Source organism: Porphyromonas levii (assembly GCF_018206105.1).
Lineage (GTDB): Bacteria > Bacteroidota > Bacteroidia > Bacteroidales > Porphyromonadaceae > Porphyromonas_A > Porphyromonas_A levii.
The window spans coordinates 35,268-60,693 of sequence record NZ_JADRGN010000001.1 but is presented as its reverse complement, the minus strand read 5'-3'; the positions used below and the strand labels follow the sequence as shown (position 1 = coordinate 60,693).

24 protein-coding genes are annotated in these 25,426 nt (G+C 48.1%); 5 read left to right on the top strand and 19 right to left on the bottom strand.

Going from position 1 to position 25,426, the window contains the following annotated elements:
* Positions 1–6: 6 nt before the first annotated feature.
* From IX315_RS00260 to IX315_RS00175, 18 genes are all read right to left on the bottom strand, one after another.
* A complete protein-coding gene (locus tag IX315_RS00260) occupies positions 7–978 on the bottom strand; it encodes a DUF2764 family protein (protein ID WP_018357480.1) in 972 nt (323 codons plus the stop codon).
* Positions 978–1,571, bottom strand: a complete 594-nt coding sequence (locus IX315_RS00255) for a hypothetical protein (RefSeq protein ID WP_211639785.1) — start codon at positions 1,569–1,571, stop codon at positions 978–980. Before IX315_RS00255 ends, IX315_RS00260 begins: the two co-directional genes overlap by 1 nt.
* Positions 1,572–2,484: 913 nt before the next feature.
* On the bottom strand, positions 2,485–6,582 hold the full coding sequence (locus IX315_RS00250; protein WP_211837066.1) for a DEAD/DEAH box helicase family protein: 4,098 nt from the start codon (positions 6,580–6,582) through the stop codon (positions 2,485–2,487).
* A 21-nt stretch (positions 6,583–6,603) separates the two neighbouring features.
* Positions 6,604–7,851: a restriction endonuclease subunit S gene (locus IX315_RS00245; RefSeq protein WP_211837065.1), complete on the bottom strand. Its 1,248-nt coding sequence runs from the start codon at positions 7,849–7,851 to the stop codon at positions 6,604–6,606.
* Positions 7,848–9,536 (bottom strand): HsdM family class I SAM-dependent methyltransferase, encoded by a 1,689-nt coding sequence (locus tag IX315_RS00240; RefSeq protein WP_018357437.1) that lies wholly within the window; start codon positions 9,534–9,536, stop codon positions 7,848–7,850. The genes IX315_RS00245 and IX315_RS00240 overlap by 4 nt, the downstream gene beginning before the upstream one ends.
* 170 nt (positions 9,537–9,706) lie before the next feature.
* Positions 9,707–10,717, bottom strand: coding sequence for a type I glyceraldehyde-3-phosphate dehydrogenase (gap, locus tag IX315_RS00235; RefSeq protein WP_018357436.1), 1,011 nt, complete (start codon positions 10,715–10,717; stop codon positions 9,707–9,709).
* A 166-nt stretch (positions 10,718–10,883) separates the two neighbouring features.
* Positions 10,884–11,339: a hypothetical protein gene (locus IX315_RS00230; protein WP_018357435.1), complete on the bottom strand. Its 456-nt coding sequence runs from the start codon at positions 11,337–11,339 to the stop codon at positions 10,884–10,886.
* A complete protein-coding gene (locus tag IX315_RS00225; RefSeq protein WP_211635611.1) occupies positions 11,336–11,848 on the bottom strand; it encodes a hypothetical protein in 513 nt (170 codons plus the stop codon). Before IX315_RS00225 ends, IX315_RS00230 begins: the two co-directional genes overlap by 4 nt.
* Positions 11,849–12,000: 152 nt before the next feature.
* Positions 12,001–12,390, bottom strand: coding sequence for a YtxH domain-containing protein (locus IX315_RS00220; protein ID WP_018357433.1), 390 nt, complete (start codon positions 12,388–12,390; stop codon positions 12,001–12,003).
* Positions 12,391–12,468: 78 nt separating this feature from the next.
* Complete coding sequence (locus IX315_RS00215) at positions 12,469–13,104, bottom strand: TatD family hydrolase (RefSeq protein WP_018357432.1); 636 nt, start codon at positions 13,102–13,104, stop codon at positions 12,469–12,471.
* Positions 13,104–13,343, bottom strand: a complete 240-nt coding sequence (yidD, locus tag IX315_RS00210) for a membrane protein insertion efficiency factor YidD (protein WP_211837064.1) — start codon at positions 13,341–13,343, stop codon at positions 13,104–13,106. Before yidD ends, IX315_RS00215 begins: the two co-directional genes overlap by 1 nt.
* The gene (rnpA, locus tag IX315_RS00205; RefSeq protein ID WP_211837063.1) at positions 13,321–13,716 is read right to left on the bottom strand and encodes a ribonuclease P protein component; all 396 of its coding nucleotides are present in this window, start codon (positions 13,714–13,716) and stop codon (positions 13,321–13,323) included. Before rnpA ends, yidD begins: the two co-directional genes overlap by 23 nt.
* 4 nt (positions 13,717–13,720) lie before the next feature.
* Positions 13,721–14,485, bottom strand: a complete 765-nt coding sequence (locus IX315_RS00200) for a uroporphyrinogen-III synthase (protein ID WP_211837062.1) — start codon at positions 14,483–14,485, stop codon at positions 13,721–13,723.
* A 25-nt stretch (positions 14,486–14,510) separates the two neighbouring features.
* Positions 14,511–15,128 (bottom strand): DUF4271 domain-containing protein, encoded by a 618-nt coding sequence (locus IX315_RS00195; RefSeq protein WP_018357428.1) that lies wholly within the window; start codon positions 15,126–15,128, stop codon positions 14,511–14,513.
* Between the two features lie 15 nt (positions 15,129–15,143).
* The gene (gene ybeY / locus IX315_RS00190; protein ID WP_018357427.1) at positions 15,144–15,587 is read right to left on the bottom strand and encodes an rRNA maturation RNase YbeY; all 444 of its coding nucleotides are present in this window, start codon (positions 15,585–15,587) and stop codon (positions 15,144–15,146) included.
* Positions 15,577–16,044, bottom strand: coding sequence for a pantetheine-phosphate adenylyltransferase (coaD, locus tag IX315_RS00185; protein ID WP_018357426.1), 468 nt, complete (start codon positions 16,042–16,044; stop codon positions 15,577–15,579). The genes ybeY and coaD overlap by 11 nt, the downstream gene beginning before the upstream one ends.
* The gene (locus IX315_RS00180) at positions 16,041–17,936 is read right to left on the bottom strand and encodes a DNA topoisomerase IV subunit B (RefSeq protein ID WP_211837061.1); all 1,896 of its coding nucleotides are present in this window, start codon (positions 17,934–17,936) and stop codon (positions 16,041–16,043) included. The genes coaD and IX315_RS00180 overlap by 4 nt, the downstream gene beginning before the upstream one ends.
* A 60-nt stretch (positions 17,937–17,996) precedes the next feature.
* Positions 17,997–19,193, bottom strand: a complete 1,197-nt coding sequence (locus IX315_RS00175; RefSeq protein WP_018357424.1) for a hypothetical protein — start codon at positions 19,191–19,193, stop codon at positions 17,997–17,999.
* An 889-nt stretch (positions 19,194–20,082) separates the two neighbouring features.
* On the opposite strand from IX315_RS00175, the gene IX315_RS00170 reads away from it, so the two are divergent.
* Together IX315_RS00170 and IX315_RS00165 are read left to right on the top strand one after the other, a co-directional pair.
* Positions 20,083–20,535 carry a PadR family transcriptional regulator gene (locus IX315_RS00170; protein WP_018357423.1) on the top strand — a complete coding sequence of 151 codons (453 nt, stop codon included), beginning with the start codon at positions 20,083–20,085 and terminating at the stop codon, positions 20,533–20,535.
* A 9-nt stretch (positions 20,536–20,544) separates the two neighbouring features.
* Positions 20,545–21,567, top strand: coding sequence for a PspC domain-containing protein (locus tag IX315_RS00165; RefSeq protein ID WP_018357422.1), 1,023 nt, complete (start codon positions 20,545–20,547; stop codon positions 21,565–21,567).
* 155 nt (positions 21,568–21,722) lie between these two features.
* Here IX315_RS00165 and dpp5 read toward each other — a convergent pair whose 3' ends face one another.
* Positions 21,723–23,807, bottom strand: a complete 2,085-nt coding sequence (gene dpp5 / locus IX315_RS00160; protein WP_134848922.1) for a dipeptidyl-peptidase Dpp5 — start codon at positions 23,805–23,807, stop codon at positions 21,723–21,725.
* A 144-nt stretch (positions 23,808–23,951) separates the two neighbouring features.
* Here dpp5 and IX315_RS00155 point away from each other — a divergent pair, with 144 nt between their 5' ends.
* The 3 genes from IX315_RS00155 (at position 23,952) to IX315_RS00145 (ending at position 25,425) form a co-directional block, all read left to right on the top strand.
* Positions 23,952–24,419 (top strand): SPOR domain-containing protein, encoded by a 468-nt coding sequence (locus tag IX315_RS00155; protein ID WP_134848923.1) that lies wholly within the window; start codon positions 23,952–23,954, stop codon positions 24,417–24,419.
* Between the two features lie 68 nt (positions 24,420–24,487).
* Entirely contained in the window at positions 24,488–25,021 is a 534-nt protein-coding gene (fic, locus tag IX315_RS00150) for a protein adenylyltransferase Fic (protein ID WP_018357419.1), read from the top strand.
* A gap of 5 nt (positions 25,022–25,026) precedes the next feature.
* On the top strand, positions 25,027–25,425 hold the full coding sequence (locus tag IX315_RS00145) for a MerR family transcriptional regulator (protein ID WP_018357418.1): 399 nt from the start codon (positions 25,027–25,029) through the stop codon (positions 25,423–25,425).
* Position 25,426 lies beyond the last annotated feature (1 nt).

Here is a 25,426-nt window from a genome sequence, read left to right as displayed (position 1 = left end):
TTTATGTTATTCATCCTCTCCTCCCGAGGTTTGTCTTACCCTTTTGGACTTGGCATGACTCTTGAGTGATTGCTTAAAGTCGTCCATCTCCTGCTTGAAGTCCTTATTTAGCGAAGATACAATCTCCCTAAACTGCTGTTCTCCTTGCACCTTGTCTAGCTTCTCCCAGCGCTCCAGTATTTGTAGCTTCAGGAGATAGACGAGCATCGCATTGATAGAGAAAATGTCGGCAAAGGTCTCTTCATCGAGAAGTCGCCATTTGTAATCATCGATCTTCTGCTCTCGCACAGCGAGGTTGTCCTCCTCTGCAATCTTGCGCATAGCACTCACTAGTTCGCCCTCTGGGGTGTAGGTAATCTCGCTCCAGTCTCCAGCCTTCAGCAACTGGTACAAAGGGCGATCGCCCAATATATATAGGCTTCTATCAAGCTTAAACTTATCTGCCGTTACTGCTGCCAGAGTAGCTGCAATGTCTTGCTCCAGTTTGAACCACCTGCGGAGGAACTCATTACCCTCCTTCTGCACATGTTCGGCGTAAGACATCAGGAGTAAATCAGCATAGAAAAAAGGTTGGTCTACCCCCTCGTGCTGCTCCGTTAGGTAGCGCGTTACAAACTCCTCCATATAGCGAGGGTACACACGCTTAGGGAGCCTAGGGTACTCCAGCTCTTGATACTCCGTCACCGCATTACGTTCCGCCTCTAGTCGCTGCCTAGTTGCTTCCACCAAGAAGCGTAGCTTTTCCTCCCCCAGCACATACATCTTGTGCTCGGGGACTACTACCTCCTTGCCACGTAATATTTGCAGAAGAAGAGCGTTGTCTTCCCTTAGTAATAGTAGGTCTATCTGCTTACGGTCGCTCTTTGTTGCCTGCTCCTTTAGAAGCGTCACAAATTCACGACTAGTCAGTTGGTGCGTGCGATAGTCGCCCTGCTTAAGCGTGGGTAGCTGGGCGCCAAGTGTATAGTAACCCGCCATCACTCGCCACCAAAGAGGATTTCACGCATACGAGGACGCATAAACTCCTTGAAGTACTCAGCGAATGCCTCCTTACTTACATTGATCTTGTAGTCTGCACCCTCTGGAGAGATGTCAAAATTAGCCGACTTACCTGCCACCTCAGTGATCTTAACCCCCTGATTGAGCACATCCTGAGCTTCCGCACGGAAATACTCCTCTAGCCCCTTCGCATCACTGGTCGAAATCTCTACGCCACCAGATAGTTGCTTAGCCATCTGTAGTACCACACCATAAAGAGCCTCTGGCTTGGCAAAGGCTGCATCGATAGCCTTATTTACCGCAGCGCTATTAATCATGCTTGTGATTTTGAGTTGAAGAGCATCCTCAGCGCTAGAGACCATATTCCTGACCTCTGTCTCAGACTGAGTCTTGAGGCGTTCAGCTTCCTTACGAGCCTCAGTTACGATGCGCTCCGCTTCACTCTTGGCCTTCTCTAGGGCGTCACGTCCTTGAGATTCCGCCTTAGCTACTATTTGCTCTGCTTGGCTATTGGCTTTCTCTACTCCATCTTTGTAGATCTTTTCGGCTAATTCCTGAATCTTGTTATCCATATTATATAACTATACGACTTTCGTCATTTTACATTGCCTTGCTCGGTAAGCCCTCCATCTTTATTGGGATGCTTGAGTGCCTCAAAGTTACGAATAATATTTTTTTTCAGCAAGAGTTTTTTCAGGTTATTTTGGTTTTATCTATCCTATACAAGCCCCCCAGCCCCCTAAAGGGGGGGTAGCCCGAGGCAAGGGGCTTGGCTCCATTCCTCAGCCCGACAATAATAGAGTACATTAGCGCGGTTTTCGTTAGCCACGGTTGAGGGCGCAGCCCGAGGCCGTGGATAGGGGAGCCCCCCAACCCCCTAAAGGGGGAGCCCATAGGCAGGGGGGAGGGAGGGGGACGAAAACCCACTACTGTTTCGCCCTATATTCAGTCCGTAATAGGGTACATTAGCGTAGTTATATCTCTTGCCTTTTTCTAATACCCTATATCAGTGAAATTTATTCCTAGGAATAAATTTATTTATCTGTACAAATAAAAATAATTATTCCTAGGAATAAATTTCGCTGATATAGGGTATCGCAAACGGGTTATAGCGCTAATGGTTCTCCCTATAACCAGTACGACAATAATAGAGTATATTAGTGCGGTTTTCGTTAGCCACGGTTGAGGGCGCAGCCCGAGGCCGTGGATAGGGGAACCCCCCAGCCCCCTAAAGGGGGAGCCCATAGGCAAGGTGGAGGGAGGGGGCTCATCTTATCCACGCCCTCCTTCAGCCCCCAAACCCCCTAAAGGGGGCTTTGGCTCCATTCCTCAGTTCAAGCGTGGCTAACGAAAACTGCACTAATGTTTCGCCCTATAAACAGTTCTAAATAGAGGGACATTAGCACCGTGGAGAGGGAGCTACGATAAGCCCTATTTCTTCCCACTCCTTCGCCCGCCGAGGGCTAGTGCATATAGGTTGTGGGATTACTTCTTATGGACCTCCACGACCTCGCCGAGGTGGATGGCAAATGTCCAATTGGTTTCCGGACCATCAGCTTTATAGAGCATGTCTTGCACGGCATTTGCTCCTTTCTTGAATGCCTCTTGCCATTGCTCATCGGTGAAGCTATCGTCTTCCATGTCGGTGCGCCATACTCCGCCCTTGTGGTATCTTTCAGGAATAAAGCCGAACCCCTTTATTCTCACCGTGGCTGTATCTCTATCCTTCCTGTAGCCCACACCCAGAGACAGATACTCATAATAGCGGGGGACATAGCTAAATATGCCCTCATTGTAAGCCTCTGGGTAGATTCCCGATTCCTCGGGGAGGTTTTGGTTCGTGATAATATACCCATCGCTCGATTCCCTTAGATCTAGGTACTTACTTATCGTTGTTGGCTTAATCTCGCGGTACTCCACCGTTTTCTCCCCAGATATAATCTTATCGAACCATGCTTGTGTAATGGTCAGATACAGACTATTATCCTTTGTGCTCTCCTTGCCCGTAGGAATCACCTCAAAATAGTTCGGGCTCTCCACCAATTGCTTCGTTGCTTGTAGCTCTTCTGCATCGTGGTGCTCAAAAGGTTGCCCATCCCATTCTACGAACTTAAAGTGGGCACTCATTTCCTCCTCTAACTGCTCCACGTTTTGTTTCACCTTCTTGTAGGGTGACTGGTTGTTCTCAGCTGCCATACTCTTATGCTCATTTTGGTTAATACTATAGTCCCTTATCTCAGGAACCTCTAGAGTCTTCTCCTCTTCCTCCTCATAGCCCACAGGCTTCCACCCCATAGCGCAGTCATACAGTCTATCCTGATAATGCTCCAGATAGCCGTGTAGTTCTTCTGGGTAGTTATCACTATTCGTACGCCTAAATCGCCTTATCAGGCGGCCAAATTCTGCTCTCTTCTTTTCGTCAGGAAAGAAACCACCCTCCGTGTGGATCATATTCTGAAACTTACTATCCGTCTCCACATACTTCAAGAAGTCCTGCTCCAGTTGGTGACCAGCATCGATAAGCTCTCGATCCATCTCCTCTTCTAGATTGAGTCTTTTCACGAACTCCTCCACAGAGTCTACCTTTGCCGCCCCACCGTTGGCGGGCTTTTTATTGGCATCTGGTGCCTTAGGCAAAGCGGTCTCCCCCTTATCCTCTGGATATACTGTGGCAGTTATCTCCAGCGAAGTGGCAGGCAAAAAGCCCGCATCATCGAGCTGAACCCCAATCTCGCTCTTACTACTAGGGTTGCGGGTGATGGTATTGTATATCCGCTTGTAGTGCTCCCAGAATCCCATAAAGTAAGGCTCCCTCAGCTCTTGGTCTATCTCAATGATACCATTGAAGTTGAAGATCGTAATCAGGTACTCCTGTACGCTCTTCTTCAGTTGCTTGGCACGGTCTACGAAGCCCTTATCATCGGCCCCCTCTGTTGTTTCCTTGCCTGCCGCCATGCGCTTCTGGGCTTCCATCATCTCCCGCCTTATCCACTCCTCTATCTTGAGTAGCACCTCATTGAGTGCCGTAGTCCGCTCCGTTGGTTCCAGTTTGTGCAGTTCCACAAACCGCCTGAAGTAAAGGCAGTAGAGCTCCTCGCCCATCAGTTCCTCCCTTATCTTATGGAGCTTATCCAGCGCTTGCAGAGGCTCCAAGATGGTAAAGGTAAGGTCGCTATACTTTGCCAGGGCTTCTTTCAGGTGGTGGATATTCACATTCTTGTGCGAGATATCTATCACATGGCAGTCTACCTTATGCTTATTCTTCGTCGTGCGGTTCACACGGCAAATGGTCTGAATCGCATTGATGCCCGATATCTCCTTATCCAAGAATAAGGTATGTAGTAGCTTCTCATCAAACCCTGTCTGTAGCTTGTCCACCACAATGATAAGCCCATTCTTACCCTTCTGGAAAGCTTCGATCACCTCGGCTTCACTCTTCCCCTCATTGTAGGTAGAGGCAGATGGCATATCTTGGCGGTCGCTATAGACGATATACACCTTGGCGTCATTGAACCTCGGCATTGTCCCTCTTCTGGCGATCTCCTTGCGTATCTCCGTCACGTACTTGATCGCCGACTCTATAGAGCTTGTGGCGAGCATCGCTTTGCCATAACCCCTGATACTAGGGTATACCGTGGTGTAGAGGCGCTCCACAATCTTTTGCGCTATATTTCTGATCCTAGCGTCGTTATTGTAGATCTGTTTCTTGCGTAGAGCGTACTGCTCCTCCTCATTGCTCATCCCTGCGGGCACGGTGTACTCCATAGCCACCACCCACTTGTAGATATGTGCAGCGGGGTTGAGCACATACCCCTCCTCTATCGCCTCTTTCATGGTATAGGAGTCGAAGGGTACCCATATTGGTCGGGTATCTTCTGTCTTCAGGAATTCCCCAAACCTAGCCAGCACTGTATCGCTTGGCGTAGCCGTGAGACCAATGATCACATTCTTCTTCCTGCTCTTTCCTGCCTCGCCCTCTATATAGGGGCGCTCTAGAGCATCTTGGAGCGATTCAAAGCTCGAACGCATCTCATCATGTAGTTTGCCACTATTGGTGCGGTGGATCTCATCGATGATAAAAGCCACCCTCATCTGCTTAGTCCCCAAGCCACGCTCTGCTATTACTTGCTCAAAGTCATTGAACTTCTGGATATTTACCACTGCCACCCGCACATTATCATCGTTCATAGCGTTGATAAGCTCCCGCCTATTGGTAACGTCGGTAAAGTTCACCCTACTGAGGTTCATATTGTGCATCATCTCATTGAGCTGATTGCGTAGCTGTATGCGGTCTACCACTATGAGTATCTTATCGAATACCAGTGTCCCCTCTTCCCTCATATCGCTCATCATAGAGGCGAGCCAGCCGATGATGTTGCTCTTGCCGAACCCAGCGGCATACTGTAGGAGTAGCGAATACACATACTTATTATTGAGTATCTTATTCCGCTCCTCTAGGATCTGCTCTATCCGTTCTGGGCTCAGCTTCTGCGCTTCCAGCTGCTTACGCAGTTGCTCTATATAGTAGTTGGGCTCTCCCTCGTGCTTAAGGAATTCCCGAAGCCTGGTGAGCACCTTATCCACGCCAAACTTCTGCTTGGGGCGAGGACTAATTAGGGTACCCGTATTGCCCGAACGCAAAAGTGTGCCGCTCTTCTCCTTATTATTATAGGTGTACTCTAGGAAGTTGTAATACCTTATCTCCTTCTCCACCTCTTCTCGGGCATAGAAGCGCGCAAAGGTCTCCTTAAATACTGCCACAGGGTCGAGTGTCCCCTCTGCCCCTTTAGGGTACTCCTTGATCTCTGCTGCCACTTGGTCTACAGCATCTGTACGGTATATCTCATTATTGACAAACTGGGTTTTGAGCCCTTTGGTAAGAGTAGAGAGGGTACGCACCACATAGAGCGAACTGAGGTCGCAAGTGGTGACATGGATGGCTTTCTCAAATACATGGAGCATCCTACGCCGTAAAGTCTCCGTTACATCATTGGTATACGCTAGTCGGGCATACTGCTCCACCATCTCCACATAGTCGTTGGCTATCTTGCGTCGCCCCTCTTTCTCTGCGGTCTGACCATCGATGGTACTCTTCAGTTCGCAGTAGCCGAAGTACACGCCATTGACAAAGAAAGCGAGGTCGGGACGGAAGCTAAAGACCTGCTTCCCCTCGTGCTCGAAACGATAAGCTAGCTCGGGAACTACGGAAAAGATATTCTTATCGAAGTCGCGCACCTGACCGCCAATACTACTTCCCGAAGCGAAGAAGAGGAAAAAGGGCTCGCCCTGAAAGGTAAAGCTATTGAGCTTCTGTTTGAAGAACGTAGCTACATTCTGACTACTTAGAATATCCTCATACAGCTGAGCCTCGATAGCCTCGGTCATCTCCTCATCGCTGGAGAAGTGCTTACGTACCTTCTTCCAAGAGGCTGGTGAACTCTCTTTGAGGAAACACTGAAGGTCTGAAGTGAGGAATAGGCGTGGCGATACCATGCCATGCACCTCCTGCTTGTAGCCCAAGCCATTGACCCCATCACAAATATACTCTAGTACAATATCCTTCTGTAGTGCTAATTCGCTCATATTCCGCTCCTTTCTCTCTGTTTAGTTGGTTATCCTGCGTTGCCCCGTTACCACTTCCTCTATCAAACTCTTCTTTAGCGATCCTAGTAGATCTATCTTGCGGTCAATCGCCTCTACTAGTCTATCCAACCGCTTACACCGCTCATCCAAATACGCCACTATCTCCTGCTGCTCCTCTAGTGGAGGTAAAGAGATTGGAAATACCTTTAAATCATCTATGTCAATACGTCTAAGTCCTCCAACACCTTTAATAGTTCTTATTGCTTTATTTTTAAACTGATCAGTTTGCAAAAAATATAGCAAGTAAGTAGGATCTACCATAGTGGAAGGTCTGAATGGAATGAGTTCTGAAGACCCAAAACCGATGCCATTAGTCAAACCATTAAGTAATGCAATATTTCCATTCTCGAAAGAGGGAGTGATCTTTGCCATTACTATATCTCCATTAGCACAATAAGTATATTTCCCTTTTACCTCTGACAGTAGACGATTTTGATCATTAATGAAGTATCCTTGTTTGATATTTTCCATTGGAAAAAATGAAACCTGTTCGTTGTCTGATAAATTACCCGTATAACTAGGGTTAATTATGCAAATATCTTTTAGGCGGAGGGTGCGGTAGTTGGCGGGATTGTGGTGGGGGAGACCATGAGTGACGACTTCGGAGATAAGGGAGCGCTTCAGCTGAGCATAGCATTCTCTTTGCTTGGTCAGTAGCTCTACAATACGATCAATCCGCACTGTCTCCCTATCCAAATACTCAGCTATCGCCTGCTGCTCCTCTAGTGGAGGTAAATAGATAGGCATAGACATAAAGGAAATCATGGGAATAACTTTCCTTAGTCCTCGATATAATGGTTTCAAAGACTTCTCATTATCTAAGGCAATAAAGTAATAATAAACATAGAGAGTGTTTGCATTACTAACAGAAAAGACATCGTAGGCTCCAGTCAACATTCCTGTCTGCTGTACATACCCAACCGTTCTTGGTGTTTCATCAACATCAAAAAGGCAAAATACAAGATTAGTGGGGTTCACTATCTTATAGCTGTCAAACTCTTTTGGAAATTTCCCTTTTCCTGACACTATATCACGTTCAATTACGCCTTGAGTAGATAGAGATAGGAGTGTATAGTCATCACTTCTTTCTCCCACAACCTCCTTAATCTCTGTGAAGATATCCTTAATGCGTTTCACCTCCCAGTGCTCGGGTATAGTTCGGAGCCAAGGGAGTTCACTTTCTTTGTATGCTTTGTAGCGCTCCATCATAGCCCGAGTTCGTTGTAGAGTTGTGTTAGCTCTGTATCTATTGCCTTGATTTCGGAGAGTAGGCTTGCTACCGAGGGCAGTTCGGTGGGCTGGTAGAAGACTTTATTGAAGTTGATTTCCACACCTACTTTATTGTCTCCGAGGGTGTAGGGGCGCCCGTGTAGGTGCTCCTCTAGGAAGCGGGTGATGCCCTGTTTATTCTCCTCTTCATCGGGAAGGTAGGGGATAATCTCGTAGTCCTTCACCTTCTTTCCCCCCTTGAGGGGTTTGCCGTTGTCGTCGAGTGGTGCTAGGTTGACCGCCTGATAATTGTAGTAGAAGTGGTACTTGCTGAAGATCTTGGCGTTTTCCGTCTCTTCATAGTGCGCCAATAGCTCCACAATCTTTGCCCTTTGTGCCGCATCTACCTCTACCCTCTTCTTGCCCTTACTCTTGCGTAGGAGCGTATAGTCTGCCGAAGCATCGATAAGCATCACCTTGTCTTTGCGCTCGGGTGCCTTCGCTTTATTGAGCACCCAGAGGTAGGTGGTGATACCGGTATTGAAGAATTCATCGCCTGGTAGCTGTATGAGAGCCTCCACCCAGTCTTGGTCGAGGAAATGCTTGCGGATATTGCTCTCTCCACTGCCTGCACCGCCACTAAAGAGGGTGGAACCATTGTGTACCACTACGGCAATGCCATTGGGGTTCATCTGATTGGTGATATGCTGGGTAAAGAGGAGCTGACCATCGCTCACGCTGGGCTTGAAAGGGTACCATCCATTCGCCAGACTATTGATCTCCTTTTGGTAGCCCTTCCAATTGACACCATAGGGAGGGTTGGCTACTACCACGTCGAACACTTTATCATGATAAGGGTTCTTCACGAGTGTATTGGCATGCTGTATCTCCGACTCCTCGCGAAAACGGCTCTCGATAGAGGCGAGCGCATAGAGGGCATCGTTCCAGTCCACGCCCTTTGTGACCACCGTCTTGTGTGTAACATTGCGTGAGATAGCATCTGCCACACCAAAGAGGAGGTTGCCGCCACCACAAGTGGGGTCGTAGAGCGAGGTAAAGCCCATGGGCTTATTTTCTATCTTGCTGCATACGATCTCGCCAATCAGCTGTATGATATCATCGGGGGTGTATTGTTCTCCTGCCGTGGTGGCAGAGATATCTGCCCACTTCCGCTTTATGTGCTCCTCTAGGGTGGTGATCTCGGAGTTGTTGTAGGCGCTGAGGTCTACTCTGGACCAAAGAGCTACGGTAGGGTAGAGGATGCCTTTCTTGAGTAGCTGGGCGCTGATGCCAGAGATGTCGAGGAACTTCTCATCGCTACTCCCTCGATTGTAGCCGAGTAGCTTTTGTATCTCGGGATCGAAGCCCGCTAGGTACTGCTCCCAGTCGCGTAGGAAGGTGGCTTCGCTCTTCACTAGGTCGCTCACCGTTACGCCACTCTTCACGATGATAGGGTTGTAGCCTATGCTACTTTGCTTAAACTCCCACTCGATATCTTGCTCGTCGGTAATCTCTTCCTTCAGGAGCATGTTTTTGTAGCGAAGCATGCGGCTCTCCAGCATCATAAGTGCTAGGTACGGCATCATAAAGGCAGGGAAGTCGCTCTGCTTAATTCCTGCCCCAATCAATAGGTCGGCACAGCTCCAAACGAGCGGCTCATAGGTCATTATATTGGGTCTATCCATCTCTCAAACTATTCTAAACGCCCTCCAGCCCAAAATTACCTAAAATTGGGCAAAGGCGAGTGCTTTGGTAGGTATTATTATTGTGAGGGCTAATAAGAAAGGAGGATGTGCTGATGGTTACTGGCCATCGGCACACCCTCCTAGGGATATATTACGTGTGGGCTAGTGGATTAGCCGTTAACCTTGTGCATAGTAGCGATGAGGTCGAGTACACGGTTAGAGTAACCGATCTCATTGTCGTACCAAGATACGAGCTTTACGAAAGTATCTGTAAGAGCAATACCTGCCTCCTTATCGAAGATAGAAGAGTGGGTGTCGCCAAGGAAGTCGCTAGAAACTACTGCGTCCTCAGTGTAAGCAAGGATACCCTTGAGGTTAGTCTCAGATGCCTTCTTGATTACAGCGCAGATCTCATCGTAGCTAGCTGGCTTCTCTAGGTTTACAGTAAGGTCTACTACTGAAACATCGAGGGTAGGTACGCGGAATGACATACCAGTGAGCTTGCCATTGAGTGATGGGATTACCTTACCTACAGCCTTTGCAGCACCGGTAGAAGAAGGGATAATGTTACCAGCAGCAGCACGACCACCTCTCCAGTCCTTTAGTGATGGACCGTCTACAGTCTTCTGGGTAGCAGTGGTAGCGTGTACGGTAGTCATAAGACCGTCCTTGATACCAAAGTTATCATTGATGATCTTAGCTAGTGGTGCAAGGCAGTTGGTAGTACAGCTAGCGTTACTTACAATCTGTGTGCCCTTCTGGTACTCGTTCTCATTAACACCGACTACAAACATAGGCGTTGCATCCTTAGAAGGAGCAGACATAACTACGTACTTAGCACCAGCCTCGATGTGTGCCTGTGACTTCTCAGCGGTGAGGAATAGACCGGTAGACTCTACTACGTACTCTGCGCCAATCTCGTTCCACTTTAGCTCCTTAGGATCACGCTCCTGGGTGCAACGGATGGTATTGCCATTTACGGTGATAGTGCTCTTCTCTAGGTCGTAAGATACCTCACCGTCGAACCTGCCGTGCATGGTATCATACTGTAGCATGTATGCCAAGTAGTCTACAGGAAGAAGGTCGTTGATACCTACTACTACGATGTCGTCTCTCTTTACTGATGCACGGAATACGAAACGTCCGATGCGGCCGAAGCCATTAATACCAATCTTGATCATGTCAGTATTGTTGTAAAAAAAATTAGTGTATTATTATTGTTACCGTCTAAAAGTACCTTCCCGAGGGAAAGCTAACCCTCCATCTTTCGTCTGCAAAGATAATGAATTTATTTCGTTTATTAAAGGAAAAAGGAGGTTCAGTGAATTAAGTGCATCTCTATGCGCCTTACTTCTTTTTTCTCCCGAAGCCAAATAGCCTTTTGAGACCGGCTTGGGCTAATGAGCGAGTGCCTTTTAGGCTGTACGACATGAGCTTCATGCTGCCTAGGGTGTATAGGGTAGGGAGTATCGTAGCCTTAAGCCCTTCGAGAGAGAATGGGTTGGCATTGGTAGTCGTCTGCCGGTTGCCGTAGTTGCTAGGCGCTCCTATGGTTCTGCCGAAAAGACCTTTCTTTGGTTCTGGGGTATCCTTTTTGTTGCCAGTGAGGTAATTGATTACCTTGGCAATGACTGGGCTTTGGGGAGCTACATTATCTGCTACATCCTTGCCTATGAGTCTGATACCATCGGTGCGGAGGTAGTCCATGTTGGTTTTGACTTGCTCCAGATGCCAATCGGCACGTGCTTGGAGCTTCTGTTCTCTTGCCGCTAGTCTTAGTTGGGTCGTCTCTCTCTTATTCATAGGCTTTCCTCCTCTCTATTAGTTGGTGCAATATCCTCCGGTCTCTTTCGTAGTTCCGATGGGTCTGCAAGCTGCTTATCGGCTATTGCGCTAAGCTCTTTGGCGTTGAGGCTACGCTCTTGCTGCTCCTGCTGGTCTATCACCTTATTGATCATGCCTAGCTCTATGCTGCTGAGGAAACTGCTCTTTACGGCGAGTAGGATAAGGATGATAATTAGGAAGAGCCCGAGGAGGCAGAGTGCACCAAAGGTGAGTGCCCTTACGGTGATGAACGGATCTGTGTCGCTCTCTATGAAAAGGAGGGCGATGGCAAAGATAGCTGTGATGAGTGCAATAGAGCCAGCAAAGATACCGAGCACAGCTAGTATGGATGTATAAATGGTCTTGGCGACTATGAGCGAACCCTTTTCGGCTGCTTTGAGCTTTAGGATATCGCCTTTGACTTGAAGGTAATCCGTGAGGTCTTGTTTGATCTCGTCGAAAACCTCTTTAATATTGGTCAATGGCATAACTATATCTTGTGTTTTGTCTCTGAGTGGATAAAAAAAGTGGGCGACTCTGCAACTCCGTATTGCTACAGAGCTCCTCGAGCCACCCACCTTGAACATTAGTTGTGTGTGACATCGGGTGCTATAAGACCTCGGTCACAATCATTGGCTAGTTAGTTGCGTGCTAGCTTCTCAGCCTCCTCGCGTGCAGCATCCTTAAGGTCTGCAAGCTCCTCCTCTGTGAGGTCTACAAGCTCCTCTACGCTATTCTTGGCTTTCTTGCCAAGTCCTTTAGCCGAACTGAGCATGTCATCGTAGAGCGTACCAGCTTCGTCTTTGACATCAGCCATGTACCTAGAGAGGTCACGCTTAGCCTTACGAGCGCGAATCTTGCCATCGTAGTAGGCATCCTTGACATTGCTCTTCATCTTCCCACCGTAGTCTGAAACGTCGTCGATAAACTGATTGCGCTTCTGGCTATCTGAAAAATAGGCGAGTGCTGCACCAATTGCTGCACCGATTGCTATGCCTACAAGTACTTTTACTCCATCATTACTTCTCATAATCTTTTCTGCTTTTGTCTGTATTATACACTAGTCATAACCCCTCCCACACCACAAATGTACACTAATTAGGTGAGACTAGTGGAGAAATAGTTTGGAAAAAAGGTTAAACTTCTCTTGCCTGTCGGCACCTCTCGCCTGATAATGGTCTTGGATAGTGAAGGGGGATTCATCTGTCTCGAGGAAGTAATCGTGTAGGGGTGGAGTGGGGGCTAATGGGTGGAGACTAAGGAAGATGCCTGCGTCTGCAAGCTGCTGAGCAAGCTGCGGTTTGCCCCTAAAGCCGTGAACGCACCAAGGGGTGGTGGCTGCTCTGTGCTTACGCAATAGGTGATGCCAGCCCCCAACGATATGAAAAACGATAGGGAGATGGCGTGCTTGGGAGAGCACTATGTGGAAGTCCACGAGTAGGTCTTGCTGCTTGAGCGATAGTGGGGCACGATGATCCCATCCACATTCGCCAAGGGCGATGATGGGGGTAGGGCTACTCTCTATGCGGTCTTGCCACTCTTGGAGTAGCGCTTGGGGCTCGGCTTGATACCTCTGTAGTACATCGGACGCTCCTGGTAGCATAGGGTGTACGCCTAGGGTAGCATAGTCGGCACGGGGGTGTAGGGGTTCCAGTAGGTGTAGTGACTGTACGACAAGTACCGTACTATCGTCTGTATATTTTTCACAGCCCGAGGCATGGGTATGAAAGTCTAGGTACTTCATCAGGGTACAGGGTCATAGCCACTGCCGCCCCATGGGTTGCAGCGAAGGATACGCCAAATAGCTAGGAGTAGCCCCTTGATAGGGCCGTGCTTCTTGAGTGACTCCACAGCGTAGGCACTGCAGGTAGGCGTGAAACGGCAAGAGGGGGGAAGCATGGGCGAGATATACCTCTGGTAGAGGTATATCGGCTGTAGTAGGAGCCACACGAGTAGCCCTTTAATCCACTTGAGCACCTTCATCGTACAGTTTGGATAGCTTGGTGAGGGCTTCGGTTACACCTCGTGTTACCGACTTGTGCCCTTTCACGCCCTCGCCGACATAGATGTATCCGATGAGCAGGGTGTGCTCGGCAGGTAGATGGTCTAGCAACTCCTTTTTATGGAGACGAAAAGCCTCACGGGTTAGTCGCTTGATTCGATTACGATCGACCGCTCTTTTAAGTCGCCTCTTGGGTACAGAGACCATCATCTTGAGGTGCTCTTCTTGGCGGGGTAGCTGGTGGTAGATGACTCGGAAGGGGTAACAAACGAAGCTACCTCTCGAAGCGAATAGCTGCTGCAATTCGCTCCGGAGGTAGATTCTTTCCTCTTTACCGAGTGTGTGCCTAAGCATAGCTCTAGGCGTGTTTCTTGAGTCTCGACTTCACCAAGTGGTCGAGCGCAGCATTGATACTGGTAAAGTCCTTATTTGGTACCGCCATAATGACCTTGATATTGGCCTCCTCAAGTGACCTGAGAGTGCCTTCACCCAGACAGCCTACTAGCTGGTCGCCTTGGGTGTAGTCGGGGATGCTCGCAAATAGAGACTGTACGCCATTGGGGCTAAAGAAGATGAGCAAGTCGTAGCTATCTATCTCTTCTTTGGTCACAGGCGTGTACACAATCCTACTCATCACTGCGGAGGTGAAGTTGATGCTCTGCTCATCGAGGTCGGATAGGTGTTGTTCGCTAACGCCCTCTATCGTGGGAATGAAGTAGCGCTCCTTATTATATTTGTGGATAAGGGCAGCTAGATCAGGAATATTGCCACTCTTCTCAGGGAAGAATACCTTGCGCTTCCTCACGGTGATGTGCTTCTGGAGGTAGGTGGCGATGACCTCTGAGCTACAGAAGTACTTGTAGTCTTCAGGAAGTTCCACTCTAAGCTCCTTTACCAATTGGAAGAAGTGGTCTGCTATAGTGCGCGAGTTGAGGACTACTCCCGTGTGTCCGAGAATGTCTACCTTCTGATCGCGAAACTCGCGAGCACTTACAGGGACTATGCTAAAGAGTTGTTTGAAGTCAATCTCGACTCCCGTTTCTTCAGCCAACTGAAAATAGGGAGACTTCGAATTAGCTGGCTTGGGTTGAGATACCAATATCCGCTTAATTGTTTTAGACATCTTAAATATATCTACTAAATATCAGTTACACTAGGAGAAATAGCAGTGGAGCTATTTCGCAGGTGCAAAGATACAAAATAATATGCAAAGGGTATTTGCGTAGCTTCGGAAAAGTAGTCAGACTAATGACGAGTAGGGTAACTCTAAAGAGTAAATAGATGATGGCAAATAGCACAAAAAAGAGCGACTCGAACTCTGAAAGGTTGATGGAGATAATTAATGGGAGGATTAGGGCAAAGCCGAGGACGCTCCAGATAGTAAAGTACTTCCCAAACCATTGAGTGATATATTCTTTGGTACCGAAGGTATACCACGAGATGCCGTAGAGGAGTGTATTGAACGTGAAGTAGCTTAAGCCCAAGAGTAGACCCTCGCCTGCCGCTCGCCAATAGGCGTCACTAGTGCCGAGCGTATTGGCATAGATCAGTCCTATAACGACGATGGACTGAAGCACGGCATAGACACTGAATACACCTCTTGTGGCTGATACTTGTTTGTGGATATATCGCTTCCGAAGCCCCCAGAATATAGCGCCAATGAGGAGCATTACTAAGAGGAGGGCTACCAAGGTGTCCTGGTAGCCCGGTGCTTGGGGAAGGGTTTCGGGGGCATAGCGCTGCTCAAAGAGCGGCCAGTTATTCATACTCTGTTGCCGAGGTTACTTACGCCACACTTCAGATAGGTCGGCAGGAAGCATGGCTAGGGCATTCTCCTCTGCGGCACGCATCTCAGCTTCTTGCTCCTCCGTCTGATCATCAAATTGGCACATGTGGAGCACGCCATGGATAATCACTCTCAGAAGCTCGCGCTCGAAAGGTTCGCCTAGCTCCTTAGCATTATCCTCGACCATCTCTAGGCTAATCACGATGTCGGCAAAGAGGAGGTTATCTCTCGTCTGGTCGAAGGTGATAATATCCGTGTAGTAGTCGTGCAGAAGGTACTGCTTATTGATCTCCAGAATACGCTCGTTATTACAGAATTGATAGGTTATATCGCCTACCTCGTAGCCATACACAGCAGCTACATCCTTTATCCAAGCGTTTACTGCTCTCCTCCTAAACTGAGGAATCGTCACACCATCTGAGTAGTAATTAATAGCCATATATCTCTTCTCTTTTAGGAATATATTCCGAATAATCTTCTCCAAAGGCAGCAAGCTCACGTACGAGAGAGCTGCTTACGTAGCTGTATTTGCTCTCCGAGAAGAGGCAAAAGGTCTCCACTCCGAAGCGCTCTTTATTGACCTCAGCCATAGCTCGTTCGCTCTCTAGGTCTGCTACGTTGCGTAGCCCTCGTATGAGTATGGCATCATGTTGGCTGGCATACTGGGCAATAATCCCTTGGTGCGACACCACCACGATACGAGGGTTGTCGGCATAAAGCCCTCTGATATCCTCCAACCTATCATCTACAGTGTGGAAGGAGTGCTTCTGTATATTATGCCCCAACACGATATGAAGTTCGTCCACCACCTCTAGTGCCCGCCGAACAATATTGGCGTGCCCAATCGTGAAGGGGTCGAAGCTCCCCGCATATACACCTATTCGTCGCTCTTTCATACTTCCTCTGGCTCTAGGTTCTGTACAATGAATTCCTGACGGTCGGGGGTATTACTACCCATGTAGAACTTTAGGAGTTCCTGTACGTTGTCCTCCTTCTTCATGGTTACAGGGTCGAGGCGGATATTATCACCGATAAACTCCTTGAACTCCTCGGGTCGGATCTCTCCAAGACCTTTGAAGCGTGTGACCGTACAGCCCTTCCCGAGCTTCTTCATGGCGCTGTCTCGCTCTGCTTCGTCGTAACAGTAGATGGTAGTGGCATCCTTCTTATCGCGTACTCTGAATAGAGGGGTCTGGAGGATGAATACATGGTTTTGTCTTACGAGGTCGGGGAAGAACCTCAGGAAGAATGTAATAATAAGAAGCCTAATGTGCATGCCATCGACATCGGCATCGGTAGCCACAATTACCTTGTGGTACCTGAGGTTGTCCATACCGTCCTCAATATTGAGCGCTGCTTGAAGGAGGTTGAACTCCTCATTTTCGTAGACCACTTCCTTCTTTAGCCCATAGCAATTGAGGGGTTTTCCTCGGAGCGAAAAGACCGCTTGGTAGTCTGCGTTGCGGCTTTGGGTAATACTTCCACTCGCCGATAGACCCTCGGTAATAAATATCTGGGTCTGCTCCGCAAGCTCGGCCTTGGGGTCATTGTAGTGCTGTGAACAATCGCGCAGCTTCTTATTGTGTATCGATGCCTTCTTTGCCCGCTCCTTTGCCGCTTTGGATACTCCCGCAAGCGCTTTCCGCTCCCGTTCATTCTCCTGCACCTTTTTCAGTAGTGCCTCGGCTGTCTCTGCGTGGATATGCAGATAGTCGTCTAGGTTGCTCTTGAGGAAATCACCAACAAACTTTTGGATGGTGGTACCACCTTCCTCTATCTCCTTCGACCCTAGCTTGGTCTTGGTTTGGCTCTCGAAGAGCGGCTCTTGTATCCTTATACTGATGGCAGCAGTGATACCAGAGCGGATATCATTGTAGTCGAAGTTCTTCTGAAAGAAGTCTCGAACCACCCTTCCTATTGCCTCTTTGTAGGCGGAGAGGTGGGTACCGCCATGGATGGTATTCTGACCATTGACAAAGGAGTAATACTCCTCACCGTACTGAGTAGAGTGGGTAATCGCCACCTCTATATCCTTGCCGGTAAAGTGTATGATAGGGTAGAGGGGCTCACTTGTCATGTTCTCCTCCAAGAGATCCATCAAGCCATTTTTGGAGACATAGCTCTTGCCATTTAGGGTCAGCTTCAGTCCTGGCTGTAGGTAGGCATACATGCGGAGCATTTCCTGTATGTACTCCATCTGATAGCGGTAGTTGCGGAAGAGGAGCTCATCGGGCAGGAAGTCTACCTTCGTGCCATCTTTCTCCTCGGTATCGAATAGCTCGGCATCCTCCACCAGCTTGCCTCGCTCAAAGACGACTCTCTTGCCCTTTCCCTCCCTGTAGGAGGTCACCTCCATGCGTACGCTCAGTGCATTTACAGCCTTGAGTCCTACGCCATTGAGCCCTACTACCTTTTTGAATACCTCGCTATCGTACTTGGCGCCAGTATTCATCGTGCCCACTGCTTTTACTAGCGAGCCTTGTGGAATACCCCTACCGAAGTCGCGCACCACCACGTGGCGCATCTCCTCTTCGTCTATTGTGATCTGTATCTGGCGACCGAAGCCCATCGTGTACTCATCGATAGAGTTGTCGACTACCTCTTTGAGGAGGACGTAGATACCGTCGTCCTTCGAGGTGCCATCGCCCAACTTGCCTATGTACATACCCGGTCTGAGCCTGATATGCTCCATAGGGTCGAGGGTGACCACCTTATCATCTTTATAGACGGTTTGGGTCGCCTCCTCCTCTGGGTTCCTTACTAGTTCGTCGTCACGATTTATCGCCATATACTCCTTATCCTATAGCACGAGGTGTGGATAGTGCCCACACCTCTATCTATTATTGTTTTACAATTCCTTTACGTAAGCCCTACGCCTCTTGTGGTGTACCTTCTTGAAGTAGTTCCACTGGAGCATCACGCTGAGGTTGGTCTCCAGCTCGGGGTTGCTTTCAGCATACTTCACTTGGTACTTGTTCATAACCTTGATGAGGTCCTCAAATATCAGAGCATTGACCCCTTTATTCTGATACTCAGGCTTCACCCCAATGAGTAACAGCTCCACCACTTCGGTGCGCTTGGCTTTGAGCGCTTTGAGGAGGTGTACAAAGCCTGTAGGGAAGAGCTTGCCACCTGTCTTTTGTAGCGCTTTGGCAATACTTGGCAGGGTGATACCGAAACCAACGACCTCGCCCTGCTCTGTTACCACTAGGTTGATAAAGTCGAGATTGATCAGCGGTAGGTATTGCTTGATTGCCATATCTATCTGCTCGGAATTGAGCGGAGAGAATCCATAGAGCTTGGCATAGGCTTCGTTGTACAATTGGAAGATAGCCTTGCCGTACTGCTGTACGAGGACATCTCTATCGTCAAACTTGAGTAGCCTAAGGCCATACCTATCCTGGACAATTTGACTCATGCGCGCATGCTTTTCGGGTACCAGTTTGGGAATGTATATCTTGTACTCCATCCAATCGGTATCCTTGGTATAGCCTCTGCGCTCTACTTGGCGTGGGTAGTAGGGATAGTTGTAAATGGTTGTCATTGTCCCCATCTGGTCAAAACCCTCTATCAACATCCCCTCCTTGTCGAGGTCGGTAAAGCCCATAGGTCCGTGTATTTCTGTGCATCCCCGCATACGTGCCCACTCCTCTGCGGCATCGAAGAGCATATCTACCACTTGGTTATCATCGATAAACTCTACCCAGCCAAAGCGAGCTCTATTCTCGTTCCACGCCTTATTGGCTCTGTGGTTAATAATCGCTGCAATACGCCCAACTACCTCTAGCCCTCTGTAGACCATGAATAGCTCCGCCTCGCAAAACTCAAATGCGGGATTGCCTTCTTTGGAGAGCGCACTTATTTCGTCGTTGGTGAGGTCAGGGACGAAGTAGGGATTATCTTTGTAAAGATCTAGTTTGAATTGTATAAACTCCTTCAGCTGGTCTTTCGTAGTTACACGTACCAGCTTAAGTCCTTGGTCTGAGTCGTCACTATCGAAGTAACGAGCTACTCTCCTCACCTTCTTTTTGATATCCCAAATCATGAGTCTAATATCTTCGTCTTAGTTCATACCTCCTTTACCAAAGGCATCACCCGCAAATATACACATATTTTGTGGAGTGCGTGTGTGCCGGTCGCTCATCTCGCTGTGGAGAAAGGCTATCAGTGCAGGTAATAGGCAGCAAGATTATATCTGGTGCACCCCCGCTATGAGCGGCTATTCAATAGGTAGAGGGTAAGCGAAGCGATGCCTTGTGTACAATGTATGGCCCTACACCCCCTGCGACCTCGCGGGCGTCGGACTTGTGTAGCCCATATAACGCTTAAAGCCCCCTTTAGGGGGTTGGGGGCTTATTGAATAGTCAACTACTTAGTGCGCATAGTCAAGTAAATTAGGACGTGGTAGTCAACGCATCAGTAAACCCTTTGAGCATAAGGGGAAGTAGATAGTTGGTTCGCCTCGAAAAAAGGTCAACTAATCTAGGAAAAAACGATGCTAGTAGTGGAGATAAATCTTTCAGCCCTACTCGTTGACCGCTCTCACTATACCCCATGACCATTTAATATATACTAATCACCCCATTTAATATATACTAATTGGGTGAATTAATATATATCAAATGGAGTGGTTAGTATATATTAAATGGTCATGCCCTGTATAGAGGAAGGTCAACCGCTTTTGCTATTGCGATCAAGCGGAACGCATTCAGAAATCATATAGTGTTATGGGAAATAATTTGTGGCTTTATCTCAAGAGATTGCTATTATAGCATATCTGTATTGGATAAAATAGGTTGCAATGACGAGTAGAGTTGTAATTTATGGTAGTTTGTTTTGCAAACTACTAAATTGTTTGTATCTTGCCATCGAAAAGGGGTAGGGAACTATTCCGAATTAGGCATTAGAGTAATAACAATAAGGAACAATAGCGTATGCAGGAATCATTGGAAAAAATCAAATCGCAGATGCGTAAAGGGATTATGGAGTATGCCATTCTCCTAGTGCTACGTCATCGTGAGGCGTACAGCGTGGATCTGATAGAGATTCTCAAGCAAAATGATCTGATTGTGGTGGAGGGTACGATATATCCGCTGCTTACCCGACTGAGAAAGGAGGGGCTGATTAAGTATACTTGGGTGGAGAGCACGCAAGGACCTCCTCGTAAGTATTATGTGATTACAGATACGGGTAGGAGCTATCTAGACGAATTGCGAAAGCTATGGGTAGCGATGCGTGACTCTGTGGATCTGCTGGATAGCGATACTCCTGAGTGGGGAGTGGGGAGTTCTAGGACTGGTCTAGAGGTGGCTGAGGGGGAATACATTATCTCCAACCAAGATGATGAGCGAATGATTGTGGATGTTAATGATGAATCAGAAGAGTAACACAGGATTATGAAAAAGACGATAAGCGTGAATCTTGCTAACCGCAACTTCTACATAGAGGAGGATGCGTTCAATGTACTGGATCAGTACATCAAGGGTATTCGTGAATACTATAAGGCGGACGACCCAGAGGGAGAGATAGCGGGCGATTTTGAGATGCGTATGGGAGAGCTTTTCTCGGAGAAAATGCGCCTTGGCCATGAGGTAATTACGCTAGAGATTACTACCGAGGTAATTAAGCAGATGGGGCGAATAGAGGATCTTGATGATCCTGAGGTGAGCAGCGAGGAGCCTGAGTCTGACCAGACAAGTACGGAACGGAGCAACTGGTCTCAGGTTACGGAGAGTTTTTCTGAGAAGTTGGAGAAGAAGCTCTATCGCGACCCGAAGAATAAGTGGCTGGGCGGAGTGATAGCTGGTTTGGCAGTTAATTTCAATACCGAGGTGGCTTTGCTTCGACTCATAGCTGTATTGCTTCTCTTTACTCCACTTACTTGGTTGGTGGTGATTCTATATGTAGCCGGCTGGATTTTCCTACCTGCAGCGGAGACTGCATCGGACAGGCTGAAGATGGAAGGTAAGCCTTTGAATAGTGAAAACCTATGGCATACTATTTCTAAGGAGACGCCTGAAATCAATAAAGGTGAGAAGGTAGAAGAGGAGAGCACAAAGCCAAAGAAAAGCAACGCTATTTGGTGGGTTGTGACCGTGCTATTAATACTCGGTATCATTGGGATGATCGCTTGGGCTATTTCCTCTCTTATTGGTGGGTTTGTAGCGGATCCTGACTATTGGATGGATGGAGACTTTTTGAATCAGGATGGCTGGAGTCTCTTTCTCCTACTAGTGATTGCATTGGTTGTGGTGCTATTCGTCATCTTATTTGGGGTAGGGATTATTGCCCTGATATATATTGTGCCTATAGGATTGATATTGAGGAGCAACTCTCTGAATGCTGTGGCTAAGGCGTTGCTGATTGTGCTTTGGCTCTTCCTTACAGGAGGATGGTTTATCTTGGCCAATATAATGTAGCATAGACTATTGAATATCTTGCCACTTGTGCGAGAGGTGAGCTATAGTAGAGTGATATTGTAAGTTTTCGATTAGTGAGAAGAGGCTACGCAAGACCGGGAATAGGTCTTACGTAGCCTCTTGCTATGATAGGACTATAGGTCTGAGCCCTGATATCAATTGTTCTTCAGGTAGCGATCCATCCAATCGAACCATGTGCGATAGAATAGGACGCCATTCTGTGGGCGGAGAATCCAGTGGTTCTCGTCTGGATAGAATAGGATGCGTGCGGGGATGCCACGGAGCTTAGCAGCATCGAAGGCCATGAAACCTTGGCTCGCTAGGATACGGTAGTCCTTATCTCCGTGAATAACGAGGATAGGGGTGTCCCACTTATCTACGAACTTGTGAGGAGAGTTAGCGTAGATGTGGCGAGTGGTAGCATTGTCTTCCCAGTAGGCACCTCCCATATCCCAATTGACGAAGAACTTCTCTTCGGTCTCGAGGTACTGTGATTCGAAGTTGAAGATACCCGCGTGCGCTGCAAGCGCCTTGAAGCGACCTTCGTGGTGCCCAGCCATCCAGTAGGTAGTATAGCCACCGTAGCTAGCGCCAGTACATCCGAGACGATTCTCATCTACATAAGGCTCCTTTGCTACCTCGTCGATAGCGGCGAGGAGATCCTTCATATTCTGTCCACCCCAGTCTCCGGAGATTTGCTCGTTCCACTCCTTACCGAATCCAGGTACGCCACGGCGGTTAGGTGCTACAATGATGTAACCACCTGATGCGAAGGTGCGGAGATTCCAGCGGTAGCTCCAGAATTGGCTTACAGTGTTCTGTGGTCCACCCTGGCAGTATAGGATAGCGGGGTACTTCTTATTGGCATCGAAGTTAGGAGGGAGTACGACCCAAGTGAGCATCTTCTTGCCATCTGTAGTCGTAATCCAGCGCTTCTGAATCTCGATATTTGGGATATCCTTGAGGAGCGCATCGTTTTCAGTGGTCAGCTTAGTAATGGTTGGCTGTCCTTTCTTGCCCTTAGGTGCCACAAATGAGTAGATATCATTAGGCGTCTTCATAGAGTGAAGGACGAAGAGGAAGTTCTTACCCGAGCCAGTGAAGCCAGCGACATCGGCCATGTCGTAGTTGGTAATCTTGGTAGCGGTCTTACTCTTTAGGTTGATCTCAAAGAGGTTACCTAGTCCTTGGTCGTTGGTAAGGAAACGGATGTTCTTACTATCATCTAGCCACTCGTACTGGTCGAACCAGAGTTCGTAACGCTCGCTTAGGAAAGTCTTCTGTCCCGTAGCAAGGTCTAGGATAAATAGGCGCTTGAGGTCTGCCTCATAGCCATCACGCTCCATGCTTGTCCATGCTAGGTATTTGCCATCGGGAGAGAACTTAGGGGTATCATCGTAGCCCATCATCCCTTCGGATAGGTTGGTGGTGGTGCCAGTAGTGAGGTCGAGCAAGTAGATATCTGTATTGGTAGAGCGTGCGTAGTCGATACCCTTGAGCTTCTTGCAGCTGTAGGCGATTGCCTTGGAGTCGTTGCGCCAAGCAAGCTGGTCGATACCACCGAATGGCTCTATAGGTAGCTCGAAGGTTTCACCCTCGGGTAGGATGTTGGTCACCTCCTTAGAGATGGTGAGGTCTTCAGCGACATTAGCATAATAGCTCTGAGGGTATTCGAGAGTCCAGTGATCCCAGTGTTTGTACATGAGGTCGTCATAGATGCGACCGCTAATCTTATCTAAGTCGGGGTTTTCTTGCTGAGCTATCTGTGGCGTAGTGACCATGCGGGTGATGATGATCTTGGAACGGTCGGGCGAGAATAGGAACTCCGAGATATCGAAGTCGAAGTCTGAGAGCACCCTCTTGTTGCTACCATCAACGCCGATGAGCGCAATCTGGGTGTGCTCGCCTTCAGAGGAGATGTATGCAATAGTGTTATTGTCTAGGAATGTAGGGGCATAACCCTTCACCTCGAGCGCTTTGCCCTTGCCTGCCTCCCCAAATGGCGCGAGGACAATCTCCGTTCGGCTGTTGTTCTCAGCGAGATTAGGAAGGCTACGGGTGTAGACGTAGTTTTTGCCATCAGGCGAAAGGGTAGGTGTATTGATGCGCCAAAGCTTCATCATTACCTCGGGTGTAAAGGTGTTGGCAGGGGTTTCAGCTTGTGCCCCAGCCATTCCAAAAGTAGTCATACTACTGAATAGCAGTGCCGATGATACGGCTGTTATAAAAGTTTTCTTCATCGTAAAAAATGATAATAGATACAAATATCTCGTTTCAAGGTGCTAAATTACAAAATAAAAGTCTAACTTTGTGGGAAATGTGGTACGAACCCCATTTTTATTGAGTCGTAGAACAATTAATAATACATATAGTAATAGAACGGTATGAAGAAAGTAGTTTACGTAGCAATGGCTCTACTATTAGCAGGTGCGTTTACCTCTTGTAAGCCTAAGCAGAGCGCCTATAAGGCAGTAATGGAACGCGCTCAGCAGCGTGAGATTGCTAATGCAGCAAATGAGACTCCTAAGGACGACATCACGCCTGTAACGGTAGACGACGCTGATGTTCGCCCAGAGAGGGTGACTGCAGCCCAAGGTGAGAATGCCAATAACCTAAAGCGCTTTAGCGTAGTTATCGGTAGTTTCCAAAACGAGACCAATGCCCGCTCTCTGAGAAATCGTATGTCTGACCAAGGCTATAACGCTATCCTCGCTCAGAACGAGCAGGGTATGTATCGCGTGATCGTGACTAGCTTCGACGATAAGAATGAAGCTGTTCGTAGCCGTGAGTCTATCAAGAGTATGTTCGCACCACAGTTCCAAGACGCTTGGATCCTTGAGCGCACTTATTGATAAGTAAAAGAGCATGATCATTCTATGTAGAGACGTAAGAGATTACGTCTCTACTAGTTTTGAAAGCTATGGGTCGGAAGGAAATACGAAAAGAAAGTTTGCAAAAGGCAATAGAGCTATACCAGTCGGGCGAGATAGCTAATATCCCGGTGGGTACTGTGGAGGGGCTATGCGCTATCCATAGAGCTCTATTTGGTGGGCTTTACTCTTTCGCGGGGGAGATAAGGAAGATGAATATCTCGAAGGAGAGGTGCCGCTTTGCTAACGCTATATACCTAGATGCCATACTCCCAATCATAGAGGCAATGCCCGAGGATACAATGGCGAATGTGGTGGCTAAGTACGTGGAGATGAACTATGCGAGCCCTTTTATGGAGGGCAACGGAAGGGCGATGAGGATTTGGCTAAACCAGATTCTCCGGCGGTCGATAGGACAGGTTGTGGACTGGAGTAAGATAGACAAGACTGGCTATGATCTTGCAATAGAGCGTAGCGGAGCTAATGACACTGAACTTAGGGTATTGCTAGAGTCTGCACTTACTGATGATGTCGATAATCTAGAGCTTGCACTGAGGGGGATAGAGCAATCTTTTAGTTACTAAAGGGTATGGCACGTAAGAGGAGAAAGGGGACACCACAAAAGCATTGGCGCTTCGACCAGAAGCAGGTAGAGAATATGGAGAAAGCGTATTACTCGATTGCGGAGGTGGCAAAGATGTTCGATGTGGAGGAAACACAGTTGCGCTACTGGGAGAAACATACTTCTCTTAATCCTCAAAGAGCGAGTGGTTCGGGTGCTAGATTATATGATAAGGATGACCTAGAGACGGTCGGGCAGATAAAATATCTGCTGCAGGAGAAAGGATTGGCATTATCAGCCGTCCAAGCAAAGCTAGATGCGGAGGGCGTACATGCTGAACTAGAGATTCGGGGGAAACTCTTTGAAATACGAGACAAGGTGGAGCAACTGAGGGAGATGGTACAGAAACAACTGGGAAGCAATTAAA